We start from the raw sequence: 14,848 nt of genomic DNA on the forward strand, positions 1-14,848 counted from the left end.
ACAGGGCGGCCACGCCGCCGCCGGCGGCAAGGCCCAAAACTCTCCGACGTGCTGTCGTCCCCGGCGCGTGAAGATCCGGACCGTATCCCATGGCCATTCTCGTTCGCGCTCACACCCTTCGGCATGTCCGCGGGCGGCGGCACACAAACCGGTTCGGTCTCTGCAAGACGTATGGATGTGGAAAAGTTTCCGATAATTATATCGTGTGGGCTTCACGACGGCTCGACGCTGCTCCGGCGTCGGAACCCATCGCCTACGCGTCTCGGCGCATGTCGCCGCTTCGCATGGCGATCGGCCGGTCCACCATCAGGATCGACGCCAGCCCGGCCATGACCAGCGCCGCGGCGCACATATACCACGCAATGTCGAACCGTCCCGTATAGGACACGATGTATCCGGTCACGATCGGGGCGAGAAGACCGAGCGAATTGCTGAATGTCAGGGTGACGCCGGTCACGGCCCCGATCTTGCGTCCGTCGTCCACCAGGTCGGTCAGCAACGCGGTATTGGCGCCGTTCGCCGCGATCAGGCCGCAAAGAGAAACCGAAAGTACCAGAAGAATCGGCGTCATGGTATGAAAATGCGGCAGCAGGCCGATCGTCGCCGCCCCGCCGAGGCAGCCGGCCACGATGAACCGGCGGCGCGGGGGGTGCAGCCTGCGCCGGAAAACGATGCGCTCGGAAACGCGGCCCACGATCACCGCGCCGGCCGCGGCACAGAGATAGCATAAGGCGGTGCTGGTTCCCGATCCGGTCACGTCGATGCGCAGTTCGTGGATCAGATAGAGCGGCATCCACGACATGACCAGGAAATTGAGGTAATTCTGCGTGCATTGCACGACAAGGATCCCGAAGAACGAGCGCGACCGGAAAAGCGCCCGCACCTCGCCGATCGAAATGCGGGCCGTCCCGCGCCGGGGCATGCTCCCGGCAGGATTGCGGTACGTCATCCACCACGCCGCCGCCCAGACCAGGCCGATCGCTCCCAGCGCGACGAACTCGAACCGCCAGCCGAACAGGGCAATCAGGTACGCCCCCGCGATCGTGCCGCCCGCCAGGCCCAGTTGCATGCCGGTCAGCAGCACGGTCATGACCGATCCGCGCTCTTTCGGCAGCGCCCAGTTCCTGACGACCGTCGCCCCGACGCCGAACGTGGGCGCCTCGCCGATCCCCAGCAGCACGCGGGTCATCAGGAATTGCGAAATATTCTGGACCATGCCGCCCAGCAGCATCGCGCAGGACCACAGGGCGACGGCGACGCTGCCCACAAGCCGGGCACCGACGATGTCCAGCACGATCGTCGACGGCAGGTTCAACAGAAAATACGACCAGAGGAAGCTGGACGACACCCAGCCCATCTCGACCGGGCTCAGGGCGAATTCCTTTCCCAGCGCGGGAAGGGCGATGGACAGGGCCGCGCGATCGCCATAGCTGATGACGTACATCAGGAACACAAGGGCGAAGAAGACATGGCGCGACGCGATTTTCCCGCCTGCCGGCGCATGCGCGGCGGACGTCGCCGGAAAGCCGGAAACCGACGGCGCATCCGGCGAGTCGCAGAGAGGCTCGCAACGGGGCTCGCAACGGGATTCGCGGGGGGACACGGTCATGGCTGCGCTCCTTTGACGGGGGGCATCATCCCGTGGTTCGCCGGTTTCCGTCTTTTCGGCCGGTCATGACGCAGCATCCACAGCCCCGACCCGACGATCAGCAGGGCGCCGCTCAGCATCCCGATGCCGGGCACTTCCGCAAAGCCGAACCAGCCGATAAGCGCGGCCCATAACAGTCCCGAATAGGCAAAGGGGCCGATGGCCGATACCTGGGCCGACGCGAACGCCTCGGTTTGCAGAATTTGTGCGATGCCGGCAAAGGCGCCCACGGCGACAAGGCACAGCGCATCGTCCATGCGGGGTGTCGTCCAGACGAACGGCAGGGGTATCGCGGTGGCGATCGTCATCAGGACCGCCTGCCACAGGGCGATGGTCGTGCTGGATTCCGTTGCCGATAATTGCCGGATCTGCATGGTCGTCAGCGCCCCCACCGCGCCCTGCGCCAGGGCCACGGCATAGGCCCAGCCCGGGACGGACGCGGGACCCGGCTGCAGCAGCCCTTTGCCCAAAGCCACCACGACGACTCCGGAAAAACCGATCGATACCGCGATCCAGCGATGGCGCGACGGGTTTTCATGAAGCAACGGAATCGACAGCAGGACGAGGAAGAGCGGCTGGGTATAGGACAGCACCTGCTGGTCCGCGAGCGGAAGCCGGGTCACCGTGACCACGACCATGATCATGCTGGTCAGACCGACGGCCGAGCGCATCAGATGACCGCCGAAATGGCTGGTTCTCAACGTCATCCCCGTCCGTGCCGCGATCAGCATGACGAAAGGCAGGGAAAGAAGATTTCGAAAGAAGATGATCTCGAAGACGGACAGCCTCGCCCCCGTCACCTTCTGCAGCGCGTTCAGCATGGCGGTAAACAGCGTGGCGGCAATCAGCAGGAACGCACCGCGTTTCAGGTCGTGCTTCATCGCGTATTCCACCTTGCAGCACGACGGGCGCGCGCGCCCGCCCCGTCACGGATCGATGATGGCGCTTCGGTGTTCCGCGTTCGTATCATAACGCGACTGTAATGCTCCAGGCGCCGCTTTCCGCCATAGAAGTTCGTTCCGGCGCGATAGCGGATTCTTATGCCTGCCCATATCCGTCCATCAGCATCCGTCCATCAGCCGATGGGCCGGCGTCAGTTCCGCGCCGGCCGCTTCGATTTCCGCGCGAATGGCCCGCGCGAGTTCCAGCGAACCGGGTGTATCGCTATGGACCAGGATCGAGCGCGCCTTCACCGCAAGCCGCGACCCCTCGATGGTCCGGACCGACCCATCCTCCAGAAACTGGCGCACCCGGGCCCGGACGGCGGTCAGGTCATGGATGACGGCCCCGTTCCGTCCACGGGGCACCAGGGTTCCCGCATCCGTGTAGGCGCGATCGGCAAGGAAGAGGGTCAGCACGCGCAGCCCCGCCTTTTCCGCCGCGCGTTCCGTCGGCTGGCCGGGCATGGAGAAGACCGTCAGGTCGCGATCCAGGGCGGCGATGACGCGGGCCAGCCGCATGGCGCGCCCGTCATCCGCATTGGCCATGGTACCGAACGCGGCATGGTAGCTGACATGCGTCACGCGATGTCCATGCCGGGCCGCGATCCCCTGCAGGGCGCCGATCTGGCACGCCAGCATCGCCTCCATCTCGGCATCCGAGACCGCCATCGTCCTGCGTCCGAAGCCGATCAGGTCGGGCAGGCCGGGATGCGCGCCGATGCCGACATGTTTCTCCTTCGCCGCCTGGACCGTGCGGTCCATGATGGCATAGTCGCCGGCATGGAACCCGCACGCGATATTGGCCGAGGAAACGACGTCCATCAGGCCGTCATCGTCCGCGATGCGCCAGCGGCCGAAACCTTCCCCCATGTCGGAATTCAGGTCGATCTTCATCGTCAGGCTCCGGATGTGCGGGGCGCGCGCCGCCGGGCGGACGCGCCATACAGGGCGACCATCCTGCGCAGGTCGCCAAGATAGGATGCGACCGGCTGCATGGCGGCCACCCCTTGTTCATGGTCGCATCGCGCGAAGCGTATGCGCGTGCCGATGCGTGCCTGGGCCAGGCGCCACAGATCGGCTTCGATGACGGCGGCGATCCGGGGATAGCCGCCCGCCGTATTGGCATCGGCCATCTGCACGATGGGCTCGCCGGCGGGCGGCACCTGGATGATCCCGGGCACGATGCCGTACGATCGCAGTTCCACGGGGTGTTGCAGGCGCAGCGGATCACCGTTCAGGCGATAGCCGACCCGGTCGCTCTGCGGTGTGATGCGCCATGCCGTGTCCCAGAACCGTTCGCGCGACGCGTCGGTAAACAGATGGAAATCCGTCGCCGGAATGGCGCGCAGCGTGACGATGCCGCCGTCATCGATGTCGCAGGGCCGGCACAGCGCGACCGACGGGGGCAATGCGCCATAGCCGGACGTAGCCGGACCGCCCGTCACGTTCAGCACGTCCCCGGCCTCCAGCGGCCTGCCCGACAGGCCGCCGAATCCGCCGCGCAACTGCGTGCTGCGCGACCCCAGGACCACGGGCACGTCCAGCCCGCCCGACACGCACAGATAGGCACGGGCCCCCCCTCGCGGCGGACCCACCGTCAGGACCTGCCCCGCCGCCGCCTGTTCGGCGGTCCAGGCCAGAACGGGGCGCCCGTCAAGGTCCAGCGCGGCGTCCACCCCCGTGACGGCGAAGCCGCAGGCGGATTCGAACCGGATGACGAACGGATAGGTCTGGATTTCGATGCAGGCCGCGCCGGGCGGGTTGCGCAGAAGAACATTGCCGATTTCGACGGCCAGCGGATCCATGGCGCCGGACGTGCCGACGCCGAATTGGCGGTAGCCCGTGCGGCCCAGATCCTGCACCGTATTCAGGGCGGATGTTTCCAGAACCGTGATCACAGCACGATGCTTTCCGGATGGAATCGGATGCGGTCCCCGATCGCGAACAGCGCGGCCGGAACCGTCTGCGGATCGAACAGCGTGATGTCGGCAAACCCGATCGCGTTCCAGCCGTTCGGCCCCGTCAGGGCGGAAATGCCGGCCTGCATGCCGCCGATCGTCACCGTGCCCGCCTGCATTTTCAGCGACGGCACCGCTTTCCGTGGGGTGGCGATGCGGGGGTCGAGACCATGCAGATAACCGAAACCGGGCGCGCTTCCCAGCGCGCAGACGGTGTATTCGCCGGCGTGATGAATGGAAATGACTTCGGCCGGCGACAGGCCGCTATGCGCGGCGACACGGGCCAGGTCTTCCCCCAGCGCGCCGCCATAGCGCACGCCGATCTCGAACAGCCGTCCCGCGATATGCCGTTCGGGCAGCCTGTCCCACGCATCGCGCAGCCAGTCCGCCACGATGCGGGGCCGTTCCGGTGGGGCGCGGAACACCAGCATCAGGTTCGTGACGCCGGGGATCAGCTCCGCGACGTCGGCCCGGCTGCCGGCTTCGTCCATCAGGGCCCAGATCCGCCGCTGCTGGGCCAGGGTAAAATCGCCCGGCGCCTCGAACAGCATCGCCCGCGTCCCGATCATGCTGATGACCGGCGCATCGCGCGCCGGACCGTCCGTGACTTTACCGTCCGTGATGTCATGCGGCCGATCGGCGGCAAGGCCGGCATCGTGCGTCTGCGTCGTGTCTTCGTTCACCCTGTGCCGTCTCCAGCATGACGATCGCTCACGCCCGAAGGCGCGAGAGGTCGGACTCTGAAACCGATATCGAAACGACACGGTCTCGGCTCGTCCGTGCGATGCGCCAGAATCAATATTTTAGTGGCCTGCTGATCCGGGAAATTCTCATAAGAATTTCTCGGCCAGGACACTAGGGCGTTTCACCAGGGACTCGCCAGAGCCATTTTCAGTGTGAAGCCATCGGATAATCTTATGGCTCGAAAGCGCGCGCTTCCATCGCATTATCTTATGACGCAAGAACAAACTGCTCTTGGCCATGCGATCGTTACGAAACTAGCATCAAAGGGAATATCAGGTCGACGCATCATCAGGATCCGGAAGAGATGAGCAACCAGCCCTATCGCACTGCCCTCGTGACCGGCGCATCGTCCGGAATCGGGGCGGCCATCGTCGGCCGCCTGCGCGCGGCCGGCATCGCCGTTCATGCGGTCGCGCGGGACAAGCAGAGGCTGGCGCGGCTGGCGGACGACACCGGCTGCACCCCCCATGCCGTCAGCGTGGCCGATCATGACGGCATGGCCGAGATCGCGAAGACCGTCGAAATCGATATCCTGGTCAATAATGCCGGACAATCCCGCACGGGCAATATCGCCGACACGACCGCCGAGGATATCGACGCCCTAGTGGACGTGAACCTGCGCGCGGTCCTGAAACTGACGCATCTGGTCGTTCCCGGCATGGTCCGGCGGAACCGCGGGCATATCGTCAATATCAGCTCGATCGCCGGTCATTATGCCTTTGCCGGCGGCAATACGGTCTATCATGCGACGAAGGCCGGTGTGCACTCCCTGTCCCGGCAATTGCGGTGCGATCTCTACGGCTCGGCCATCCGGGTCACGGAAATTTCCCCGGCACGCGTGGAAACCGAGGTCTTCGGCCGGCTGATCGGCGATATGGAGGAGGCGAAACGGCGCTTCTTCGACGAATATGAATCGCTTCTGCCCGTCGACATCGCCGATTCCGTTGCCTTCGCCGTGCTTGCGCCGCAACGGATGAATGTCAGCTTCATGGAAGTCCTGCCGACGATGCAGGTCGTCGGCGGCCTGAATTTCGCGAAGAAATCCGCCGATCCGGCGTGACGCCAATGGACATCCAGCACCTGAAACGCCTGATCGACCTCGTCGCCCGCGGCCCGATCCGCGAACTGGAGATCGAGGAAGGCGGCCAGTCGATCAGGCTGGTCCGTGGCGACGCCGGCGCCCCAATCCTCGCCCCAATCCTCGCCCCGGTCCCGGCGGCGGCGCAGGCGGCCGTCCCGCTCCCGGCACCCCTGCCGGACCCGCCGCCCGTGGCGGCGCCCCAGGCGCCGCGCCTCGTCACGGCCCCCACCTACGGCGTTTTTCATCTCTCCCCCTCGCCGGGGGCGCCGCCCTATGTGGTGGCCGGGCAGGACGTGCAGGCGGGTCAGCAGGTTGGACTTGTGGAAGCGATGAAGGTCTTCAACGCCGTCAAGACGGCCCTGTCGGGTCGGATCGCCGAAATCCTCGTTCAGGACGGGGCGGAAGTCGAGGCAGGCGCGCCCCTGTTCCGCCTGGCATGAACGGGCAGCGACGTTTCGGCAGGGTGCTGATCGCCAATCGTGGCGAAATCGCCCTGCGTATCCAGCGCGCGTGCCGCGCGCTCGGCCTGGAAACGGTGGCCGTCCATTCCGAGGCCGACGCCGAAAGCCGTCATGTGCGCGCGGCCGACATCGCGCTGTGCATCGGCCCTCCGGCCGCGTCCCGCAGCTATCTGGATCCGGACGCCCTGCTGCTGGCCGCCCGTGCCACGGGCGCGTCGGCGATTCACCCCGGCTACGGGTTCCTGTCCGAAAACGCCGATTTCGCCGATGCCGTCGAAGCCGCCGGCCTGACCTTCATCGGTCCCACCGGCGCGTCCATTCGCCTGATGGGCGACAAGATCACGGCCAAGCGCGCCATGCGCGCGGCCGGCGTTCCCTGCGTACCGGGTTCCGACGGGCCGCTGCCGCCCGCGCTGGACGAAATCCACGCCCTGGCCAAACAGGTCGGCTATCCCGTGATCGTCAAGGCGTCCGGCGGGGGCGGCGGGCGCGGCATGCGCGTCGTCTGGACCGAAGGCGATCTGGCCGAAGCCGTGACGTTGACGGCCAAGGAAGCCCAGCAGGCGTTCGGCAATCCCACGCTCTATCTCGAACGCTTCATGCAGAAGCCCCGCCATGTCGAAATCCAGGTCCTGTGCGACACGCACGGTACGGCCTTGTGGCTGGGGGCGCGTGACTGTTCACTGCAAAGACGCCATCAGAAGGTGATCGAGGAAGCGCCCGCGCCGGGCATTCCGCCCGCCCTCATCGCCGAAATCGGCGAAAGCTGCGCCGAGGCATGCCGCAGGATCGGATATCGCGGCGCCGGCACCTTCGAATTCCTCTACGAAGACGGCATCTTCGCCTTCATCGAGATGAATACGCGCGTGCAGGTGGAACATCCGATCACCGAGGCGACGACCGGCATCGATATCGTCTGCGCGCAGCTCAGGATCGCGCAGGGCGAGCCGCTGGACATCCGGCAGGAAGACATCCTGACCCACGGCCACGCGATCGAATGCCGGATCAATGCCGAAGATCCGCTCTCGTTCATGCCGTCGCCCGGGCTGGTCTCGCGCTGGGACCTGCCCGGCGGGGCAGGGATCAGGATCGACACCCACGTGACCGCCGGATACACGGTTCCGCCTTATTACGATTCGCTGATCGGCAAGATCATCGCCCATGGCGCAACCCGCGAACAGGCCATCGCGCGCCTGCGCGTCGCGCTGGCCGAAATGCGGGTGGAAGGCGTGTCGACCAACCTGCCCCTGCATCGGGATATTCTGGCGGACCCGCATTTCCAGGCGGGCGGCGTCGATATTCATTATCTCGAACGTTGGCTTGCCGAAAGGGTGGCGCCGTGACGGAAACATCGCCCATGGTCCCGGATCGCGAGACGCTCCCCGATATCGCGGAAATCGGCCGGATCGCCGAATGGCTGGCCGCAGCGGGCCTGACATTCCTGGAATTGTCCAGCGGCCCGGGCAGCCGGCTGCGTATTTCCGTGGACCCAAATCCCGTGCCGGCGGCGCCCGCCACGTCCCCCGCACTCCCGTCCGGCGCGGCCGGCTCCATCCTCGCCAAGGCACCGTTTTTCGGCCGCCTCTGCCTGCGTCACCCATCGCGCGACGACCCGTTCGCCCCGGTCGGCGCGACCGTGCGGCAGGGCGACGTGGTTGCCCTCCTGACCATCGACACGCTGCAAATTCCCGTCACGGCACCGGTCGACGGCGTGGTGACGGACGTTCTCGAACAGCCGGACACGCTCGTCGGGTACGGCGCGGACATACTCGCGATCAGGCCGGTGTAAGAGCCTGAACGGAAATGAGTTGAGTGACTTCAGCCGGTTGTGCGGACCTGCGGCATTTTTTTAGGTGGTGAGCCTCCATGTCGTCACGACCGGGCACCAGTGGCGGCGGCCGCCGCGCGACTTTCCGCCGCTCACTGCCCCTTGAAAGCCCCTTACATGGTGTCACGCCACATAGACTCGCGCCTCCCAAGGGGCTAACCAGGTCATACCCTTTGTCACGCTGCGGTGTTCCACATTGGAGATCAAAGGCGATACCTTGGCGAGATGGGGTGAGGCATAGGTAAAGCCACGATCCGACATGTTAATCAGAATTAACAGCTTGCTATTGCCGGACTCTCGGGAGTAGAAAAATACGGCGCTGTGATCGGGATCCAGATCTTGATAGGAGCCATAGATCAACACTGGATATTTACGCCGCAACGCGATGAGATCTCGAAAATAGTGGTACACCGATTTCGAGTTCTGTAAACAAGCTTGCGCATTGATTTCAATATAGTTTGGATTCACCCGGTACCAAGGCTTATTCGCCGTGGTAAATCCGGCATTCCTCGTCATATCCCACTGCATGGGACTGCGTGCATTATCGCGTCCCAACCCTTTCAGGCTTTCGAAGAACGCTTCCGGGTTGACCCCCTGACGTTTCACCTTGGCGTCCCACTCAATAGGGACCTGGACGTCCTCGAAATCGTCAAGCCCATTGAACGGAAGGTTCGTCATTCCCAGTTCTTCACCCTGATAGATGAAGGGTGTTCCGCACTGGGTTAGAAGCAGGGTCGCGATCGCTTTGGCCGAGACCTCCCGGAAGGGTGCGGCATCGTTTCCGAAGCGCGAAACAGCACGTGGCTGATCGTGATTGTCGAGGAAGACCGTATTCCATGAGTCCGGCGACCTTGGCCGGCCTGCAGCAGCGTAGATTTCCTTCAGCTTGGACAACGGCCAGGCGATTTTACGCCAACCTTGCCGGTCGACATGGACGATGTCGAAGGCGAAAACCATATCGAGTTCCCGACGCGCGCTCTCCGTGAAGAGCGGGATGTCCTGCGCATGCATGCCATATGCCTCGCCCACGGTCATCACGTCGTAATGTGACAAAACGCGATCATTCATTTCGCGCAGATAGGCGTGCAAATGCGGTCCCGCAGCATACACGTATTCTGGAGCCTTCAGTTCTTCCAGACTCATGTCCCTGAGGGACGGAATTTTGGAAATCATCGTGATGGCGTCCATCCTGAATCCGGAGACGCCCTTATCCAACCAGAATTTCATGATGGAGAACACCTCATCACGAACGAAGGGATTATCCCAATTCAGGTCGGGCTGATACGGAGAAAACAGATGCAGATAGCTGCTATTGGTTGTCGGTTCAAATGTCCATGCGCTTCCTCCCCAGGCTGACGGCCAGTTATTGGGTGGATGCCCATGCACGGAGTCACGCCAGATGTAATAATCCCGATAAGGGCCATCGTGGGATGCGCGGCTTTTCTGAAACCAGGGGTGCTGATCGCTCGTGTGATTGACAACGAGGTCGAGAATAACGCGAATGCCGAGAGAGGAGGCTTTTGCCATCAACATCTCGAAATCGCGCATAGTCCCGAACTCGGGCATAATCGCCTTGTAGTCGCTGATATCGTAGCCGTTGTCGCGATTGGGGGATTGAAAGATTGGCGCAAGCCAGATCGTATCGGCACCGAGGTCTCGGATGTAGGGCAACTTGTCAATAATTCCCCGAAGATCCCCTATCCCATCACCGTTTGAGTCCTTGAATGAGCGTGGATAGATCTCGTAGACGACAGCTTCCTTCCACCATGCACGCGTCGTCTCGGACTGGACACCGGAAGCGGCGTATGATCGGCCGATCATGATCATGCCGGCTCCAGCGGCAGCACCACTCAACAAGCGTCTCCGCTTCAGCATTCGCATCTCACTCGGTTTTTTTGAGGACATGGAAAAAAGAAATTTCGCTCAAGCGACAGCATAAAAATGCTGAGAGGTTCACGAAGTGGATCCGCCGCCTGTGTCTGTCAAGTAAAGCGAGGATCTTTCTTCTTTCCAAAAAGAGAGAAACGGAGTTTCGTTCGCAAAGGGGCGAGTGTGTGCATCCGGTGCATCACCCCGGAAATTATCGGTACCTTACGTCAAGCCGGCCACGAATTCGCCAATCCGCCGGCACCCTTCGCGCAGCGTGTCCGTATCGGTCGCATAGGAGATACGAAAGAAGGGGCTCATGCCATAGGCCGCGCCCTGCACGGTCGCGACCTGCTGCTCTTCCAGCAGCGCCATGACGAAATCGGTGTCGCTTTCGATCCGGCGGCCGCCCGCCGTGCGCTTGCCCAGGCAGGCGCCGATTTCGGGATAGACATAGAAGGCGCCCTGCGGCGTGTGGCACCGCAGCCCGGGGATCGCGTTCAGCAGGCCCACGACCAGATCCCGCCGGGCCTGGTATTCGGCCGCGCGATCCTTCAGGTAATCCTGGGGGCCTTCCAGCGCCGCGATGGCCGCCGCCTGCGCGATCGTGTTGATGCCGCTGGTGGCCTGGCCCTGCATATTGTTCATGGCGGCGATCAGCGCCCGGGGACCGCCGCAGAATCCGACGCGCCAGCCGGTCATGGCATAGCTTTTCGACACGCCGTTGACCGTCAGGACCCGGTCCTTCAGGCGAGGCTCGATTTCGGCCAGCGTACAGAACGCAAAATCGTCATAGACCAGATGTTCGTATATGTCGTCGGTCAGGATCCACACATGGGGGTGCCGCATCAGGACGGCGGCGATATCCTCAATGTCCTCGCGGGGGCAGCAGGCCCCGGTCGGATTGTTGGGGAAATTCAGCACCAGCCATTTTGTCTTCGGCGTGATGGCCGCTTCCAGCGCCTCGGACGACAGTCTGAAATCATTCTCGGCCCGGCAGGGCACCTGCACCACCTGCGCGCCGCCCAGCCGCGCGATGTCGGCATAGCTGATCCAGTAGGGGGCCGGCAGCACCACCTCGTCACCCGGATTGCAGGTGGCCATCATCGCATTGAAGATGATCTGCTTCGCGCCGTTCGCGATCAGGATTTCGTCCGGTTCGTAGCGCAGGTTGTTGTCGCGCAGGAACTTATGCTGCACGGCCTTCTTCAGGGCCGGCTTGCCGGCCTGCGGCGGATATTTGGTATCGCCCCCACGCGCCGCGGCGACGGCGGCCGCGACGACATGCTCAGGCGTCGGAAAATCGGGTTCGCCCGACGACAGGCTGACGATCCGCACGCCCTGGGCCCTGAGCGCCGTCGCCTTGTCCGTCATGGCGGCGGAAGCCGAGATCGCAATCCCATCCAGGCGGTCTGCAAAGCCAGGCATCAATGGTCTCTCCACGCGCGGTCGTCAGGATGACGTACTATCCATCGGCATCACTCTAGATCGTTCCACGTCCGGCGAGATACCGACGAAAACAGTCTGGCCCCATACAACTATTATATGGGGAGGCACGGCGCCCCCAACATTACGATGGGGATATGGTCTGGTCGGCATGACGGCGAAATGGCGCCGGAGGCCGATCCGATCGGCCTATTCTCCGGGGTCGGGATTCACCATGGCGGACTTGATACGGAACGACGACGGCACCGGCCGCCCCTGCTTCCCCGCGGACGGGCGCGCGGATCGTCGCATCGAACGCGACCTGCTGGGACAGGTCGAGATTCCCGCCGACGCCTATTGGGGGGTGCATACCGGACGGGCGATCGAGAATTTCCGCATCAGCGGAACGCCCATCGGCGCGTTCGCGGAACTCGTGCGGGCGCTGGTCATCGTCAAGCAGGCGGCCGCCCGCGCCAATCACGCCCTGGGTCATCTGGACGGCGAACGCGCCGCCGCGATCGAGGCCGCATGCGTCAGGATAGCGGGCGATCGGCGCTACCACGCGCATTTCGTCGTCGATGTCATGCAGGGCGGGGCAGGGACCTCCACCAACATGAACGCGAACGAGGTCATCGCAAACGTCGCGCTGGAAATCCTCGGCAGATCCAGGGGGGACTACGCTGCCCTGCATCCCAACGATCATGTCAACATGGCGCAGTCGACCAACGATGCCTATCCGACGGCGCTCAGGCTCGCGGCATTGTTCGCCGTCGATCCGCTGCTTGCATCGCTCGCGGCGCTGGCGGAAAGCCTTGATGCGAAGGCACGGGAATTTTCGTCGATCCTCAAGGTCGGCCGCACGCAGCTCCGCGATGCAGTACCGATGACGCTGGGCCAGGAATTCGGCGCCTTCAGAAGCATGATCCAGGCGGAAATCCGGAATGTGCGCGAACACTCCGCCATGTTCCTGCCCGTCAATCTCGGGGGCACCGCGATCGGCACCGGCGTGAATACCCACCCTGGCTATGCGCGCCTGGCGATCGCGGAACTGGCCCGGCTGACCGGACATCCGGTCACCTCCGCCCCCGACTTCGTCGAGGCCACGTCGGATGTCGGCGCCTTCACGATGTTCTCCGGAACGTTGAAGCGCCTGGCCATCAAACTGTCCAAGATCTCAAGTGACCTGCGGCTGCTGTCCAGCGGGCCGCGCGCCGGCCTGGGGGAAATCGTCCTGCCGGCCGTCCAGGCGGGCTCGTCGATCATGCCCGGCAAGATCAATCCCGTGATACCCGAGGTCGTGAATCAGGTCGCCTATCTCGTCGCCGGACATGATCTGACGATCACCATGTGCGCCGAAGGCGGCCAGCTTCAGTTGAACCCGTTCGAACCGATGATCGGCTACTGCCTGCTGTCCTCGATGAAGCTGCTCACCGCCGCCGCCGATACGTTGCGCTCCCGCTGTATCGCCGGGGTCGAGGCCGACATCGAACGATGCCGCGCCCTGTCCGAAAACAATATCGGCGTGGTCACGGCGCTGGTGCCGGTGCTCGGCTACGACGTCTGCTCGGCCCTCGCCAAACGCGCGCTCGCCGAAGGGAGAAAGATCGCCGATCTCGTGTTGGAAGAACGACGTCTTGCGCCGGAAACCCTGGCGGACCTCCTGCGCCCGGACAGGCTGACCAGGCCGAATCTCGGGCAGGAGGGATGATCTCTTCGGAACCCGTTTGGAAGCGCATATCGGGCCGCCGCCACGCGTTTCCAGCCCGGCCGTCAGGTGGCCTGCGTTCCCGGCCAGTTGCGGGACGTAACCATGGCCCGGGCCAGGTCGACCAGATGCTCCCGCACCGCGACGGACGCCTCGGTCTCCGGAATGGTCTCGGGAATGCACAGCGAGACGTCTTCCTGGATGACCGGATTGCGCAACGGATAGATGCGCGATCGTTCGGGAACGACGATCCGGCTCGCGACCGACCATGGCAGGATCGTGCTGCCGATTCCCTCGGCGATCGCGTCCTGCAACGTGGGCAGCGCCTCGATTTCCGCGACGATGCTGGGCGTAAGCTGCTTGCGCACAAAGGCCATGTCGATGCGACGGCGGACAAAATTATGCTTGGGTGGAACCAGCAGGGGAACGTCGACGATATCCGCCAGTTGCACCGCTCCGTCCGCATCCTGCCGAAAGGCCGATGACGCAGGCGCCAGCAGGAAAAAATCCTCCTTCATCAAGGGCGTGAAGATGACGCCCTTGACCGGGCCGGCCCCGTGTATGACAGCCATGTCCAGGCGGCCGGTCATGATCAGTTCGCTGTATATGTCGTCGAAACTCTCGGTCAGATGCAGCACGATGCCCGGAAGGTGCGTCCGCACCCGCCGGAGAAGCTCCACGGCAAGCGTGGATCCGGCACTATAGGGCGACAGGCCGACCGAGACTTTGCCGACCAGGGGACCCGCGCCGGTGGTGATTTCCACCATGGCCCTGTCCAGTTGCTTGATCAGCGTCTGGGCGTGCCGATAGAGTTCCGTCCCCGCCGTCGTCGGGGTCACGCCGCTCTTGCTCCTGATGACGAGTTTCTGCCTGAAGGTGCTTTCAAGGGCCGCCAGTTGCTGGCTGAGCGCGGGCTGGGCAATGTTCAGGAGATCGGCGGCACGAGAGATGCTGCCAAGATCGATAATTTTTACAAATGCCTGCAGCCGCCTTATATCCAATGGAAACTCCGTCTCGCAGGCATGGCCCTTGCCCGGATATTAGGCAGTCCCATTCTGCCCGTCAACGAACACGCGAACCGCTACCGGCGACGCTGCCCGATCCGGGCTGCCCGTCTGCCGCCGGCACGACCCATATAATTTAATTATGCGGCCATATTCGTGACTGTATCGTAACTTACGACGAAGCAGT

At 63.7% G+C, this 14,848-nt stretch carries 13 protein-coding genes; 5 read left to right on the top strand and 8 right to left on the bottom strand.

Features of this window, described 5'->3' with window-relative positions; translation table 11 throughout:
• Nucleotides 1-253 precede the first annotated feature (253 nt).
• The 5 genes from QN315_RS13575 to pxpB form a co-directional block, all read right to left on the bottom strand.
• The gene (locus tag QN315_RS13575; protein ID WP_323993508.1) at nt 254-1,444 is read right to left on the bottom strand and encodes an MFS transporter; all 1,191 of its coding nucleotides are present in this window, start codon (nt 1,442-1,444) and stop codon (nt 254-256) included.
• Between the two features lie 161 nt (nt 1,445-1,605).
• On the bottom strand, nt 1,606-2,529 hold the full coding sequence (locus QN315_RS13580; RefSeq protein ID WP_323989794.1) for a DMT family transporter: 924 nt from the start codon (nt 2,527-2,529) through the stop codon (nt 1,606-1,608).
• 180 nt (nt 2,530-2,709) lie between these two features.
• A complete protein-coding gene (locus QN315_RS13585) occupies nt 2,710-3,483 on the bottom strand; it encodes a 5-oxoprolinase subunit PxpA (protein ID WP_323989796.1) in 774 nt (257 codons plus the stop codon).
• A 2-nt stretch (nt 3,484-3,485) separates the two neighbouring features.
• Nucleotides 3,486-4,487 carry a biotin-dependent carboxyltransferase family protein gene (locus QN315_RS13590; protein ID WP_323989797.1) on the bottom strand — a complete coding sequence of 334 codons (1,002 nt, stop codon included), beginning with the start codon at nt 4,485-4,487 and terminating at the stop codon, nt 3,486-3,488.
• On the bottom strand, nt 4,484-5,116 hold the full coding sequence (pxpB, locus tag QN315_RS13595) for a 5-oxoprolinase subunit PxpB (RefSeq protein ID WP_323993511.1): 633 nt from the start codon (nt 5,114-5,116) through the stop codon (nt 4,484-4,486). The genes QN315_RS13590 and pxpB overlap by 4 nt, the downstream gene beginning before the upstream one ends.
• Nucleotides 5,117-5,595: 479 nt before the next feature.
• Between pxpB and QN315_RS13600 the strand changes: the two genes are divergently transcribed.
• From QN315_RS13600 to QN315_RS13615, 4 genes are read left to right on the top strand one after another with little or no spacing between them, the layout of a single operon-like run.
• Nucleotides 5,596-6,351, top strand: a complete 756-nt coding sequence (locus tag QN315_RS13600) for an SDR family oxidoreductase (RefSeq protein WP_323989799.1) — start codon at nt 5,596-5,598, stop codon at nt 6,349-6,351.
• 5 nt (nt 6,352-6,356) lie between these two features.
• The gene (locus QN315_RS13605) at nt 6,357-6,812 is read left to right on the top strand and encodes a biotin/lipoyl-containing protein (protein WP_323989801.1); all 456 of its coding nucleotides are present in this window, start codon (nt 6,357-6,359) and stop codon (nt 6,810-6,812) included.
• On the top strand, nt 6,809-8,176 hold the full coding sequence (gene accC / locus QN315_RS13610; RefSeq protein ID WP_323989802.1) for an acetyl-CoA carboxylase biotin carboxylase subunit: 1,368 nt from the start codon (nt 6,809-6,811) through the stop codon (nt 8,174-8,176). The genes QN315_RS13605 and accC overlap by 4 nt, the downstream gene beginning before the upstream one ends.
• A 14-nt stretch (nt 8,177-8,190) precedes the next feature.
• The gene (locus QN315_RS13615) at nt 8,191-8,622 is read left to right on the top strand and encodes a biotin/lipoyl-containing protein (protein WP_323989803.1); all 432 of its coding nucleotides are present in this window, start codon (nt 8,191-8,193) and stop codon (nt 8,620-8,622) included.
• Nucleotides 8,623-8,784: 162 nt separating this feature from the next.
• Here QN315_RS13615 and QN315_RS13620 read toward each other — a convergent pair whose 3' ends face one another.
• Both QN315_RS13620 and QN315_RS13625 read right to left on the bottom strand, forming a co-directional pair.
• Nucleotides 8,785-10,488, bottom strand: a complete 1,704-nt coding sequence (locus QN315_RS13620) for an alpha-glucosidase (RefSeq protein WP_323989804.1) — start codon at nt 10,486-10,488, stop codon at nt 8,785-8,787.
• A gap of 264 nt (nt 10,489-10,752) precedes the next feature.
• Nucleotides 10,753-11,955 (bottom strand): pyridoxal phosphate-dependent aminotransferase, encoded by a 1,203-nt coding sequence (locus tag QN315_RS13625; protein ID WP_323989806.1) that lies wholly within the window; start codon nt 11,953-11,955, stop codon nt 10,753-10,755.
• A 232-nt stretch (nt 11,956-12,187) separates the two neighbouring features.
• Here QN315_RS13625 and QN315_RS13630 point away from each other — a divergent pair, with 232 nt between their 5' ends.
• On the top strand, nt 12,188-13,660 hold the full coding sequence (locus tag QN315_RS13630; RefSeq protein ID WP_323989807.1) for an aspartate ammonia-lyase: 1,473 nt from the start codon (nt 12,188-12,190) through the stop codon (nt 13,658-13,660).
• 62 nt (nt 13,661-13,722) lie between these two features.
• Here the strand turns inward: QN315_RS13630 and QN315_RS13635 are convergent, their stop codons facing one another.
• Nucleotides 13,723-14,658, bottom strand: coding sequence for a LysR substrate-binding domain-containing protein (locus QN315_RS13635; protein WP_323989808.1), 936 nt, complete (start codon nt 14,656-14,658; stop codon nt 13,723-13,725).
• Between the last annotated feature and the right edge of the window lie 190 nt (nt 14,659-14,848).

It is taken from the genome of Nguyenibacter sp. L1, assembly GCF_035199985.1.
Taxonomy (GTDB): Bacteria; Pseudomonadota; Alphaproteobacteria; order Acetobacterales; family Acetobacteraceae; genus Gluconacetobacter; species Gluconacetobacter vanlangensis.

Bases quoted from the DNA above. Each gene is read 5' to 3' on its own strand.
- QN315_RS13615 (WP_323989803.1), top strand. From the start codon at position 8,191: ATGGTCCCGGATCGCGAGACGCTCCCCGATATCGCGGAAATCGGCCGG.
- QN315_RS13620 (WP_323989804.1), bottom strand. From the start codon at position 10,488: ATGATCATGATCGGCCGATCATACGCCGCTTCCGGTGTCCAGTCCGAG.
- QN315_RS13585 (WP_323989796.1), bottom strand. From the start codon at position 3,483: ATGAAGATCGACCTGAATTCCGACATGGGGGAAGGTTTCGGCCGCTGG.
- QN315_RS13575 (WP_323993508.1), bottom strand. From the start codon at position 1,444: ATGTACGTCATCAGCTATGGCGATCGCGCGGCCCTGTCCATCGCCCTT.
- QN315_RS13580 (WP_323989794.1), bottom strand. From the start codon at position 2,529: ATGAAGCACGACCTGAAACGCGGTGCGTTCCTGCTGATTGCCGCCACG.
- QN315_RS13605 (WP_323989801.1), top strand. From the start codon at position 6,357: ATGGACATCCAGCACCTGAAACGCCTGATCGACCTCGTCGCCCGCGGC.
- QN315_RS13600 (WP_323989799.1), top strand. From the start codon at position 5,596: ATGAGCAACCAGCCCTATCGCACTGCCCTCGTGACCGGCGCATCGTCC.
- accC (WP_323989802.1), top strand. From the start codon at position 6,809: ATGAACGGGCAGCGACGTTTCGGCAGGGTGCTGATCGCCAATCGTGGC.
- QN315_RS13630 (WP_323989807.1), top strand. From the start codon at position 12,188: ATGGCGGACTTGATACGGAACGACGACGGCACCGGCCGCCCCTGCTTC.
- QN315_RS13625 (WP_323989806.1), bottom strand. From the start codon at position 11,955: ATGCCTGGCTTTGCAGACCGCCTGGATGGGATTGCGATCTCGGCTTCC.
- pxpB (WP_323993511.1), bottom strand. From the start codon at position 5,116: ATGATCGGGACGCGGGCGATGCTGTTCGAGGCGCCGGGCGATTTTACC.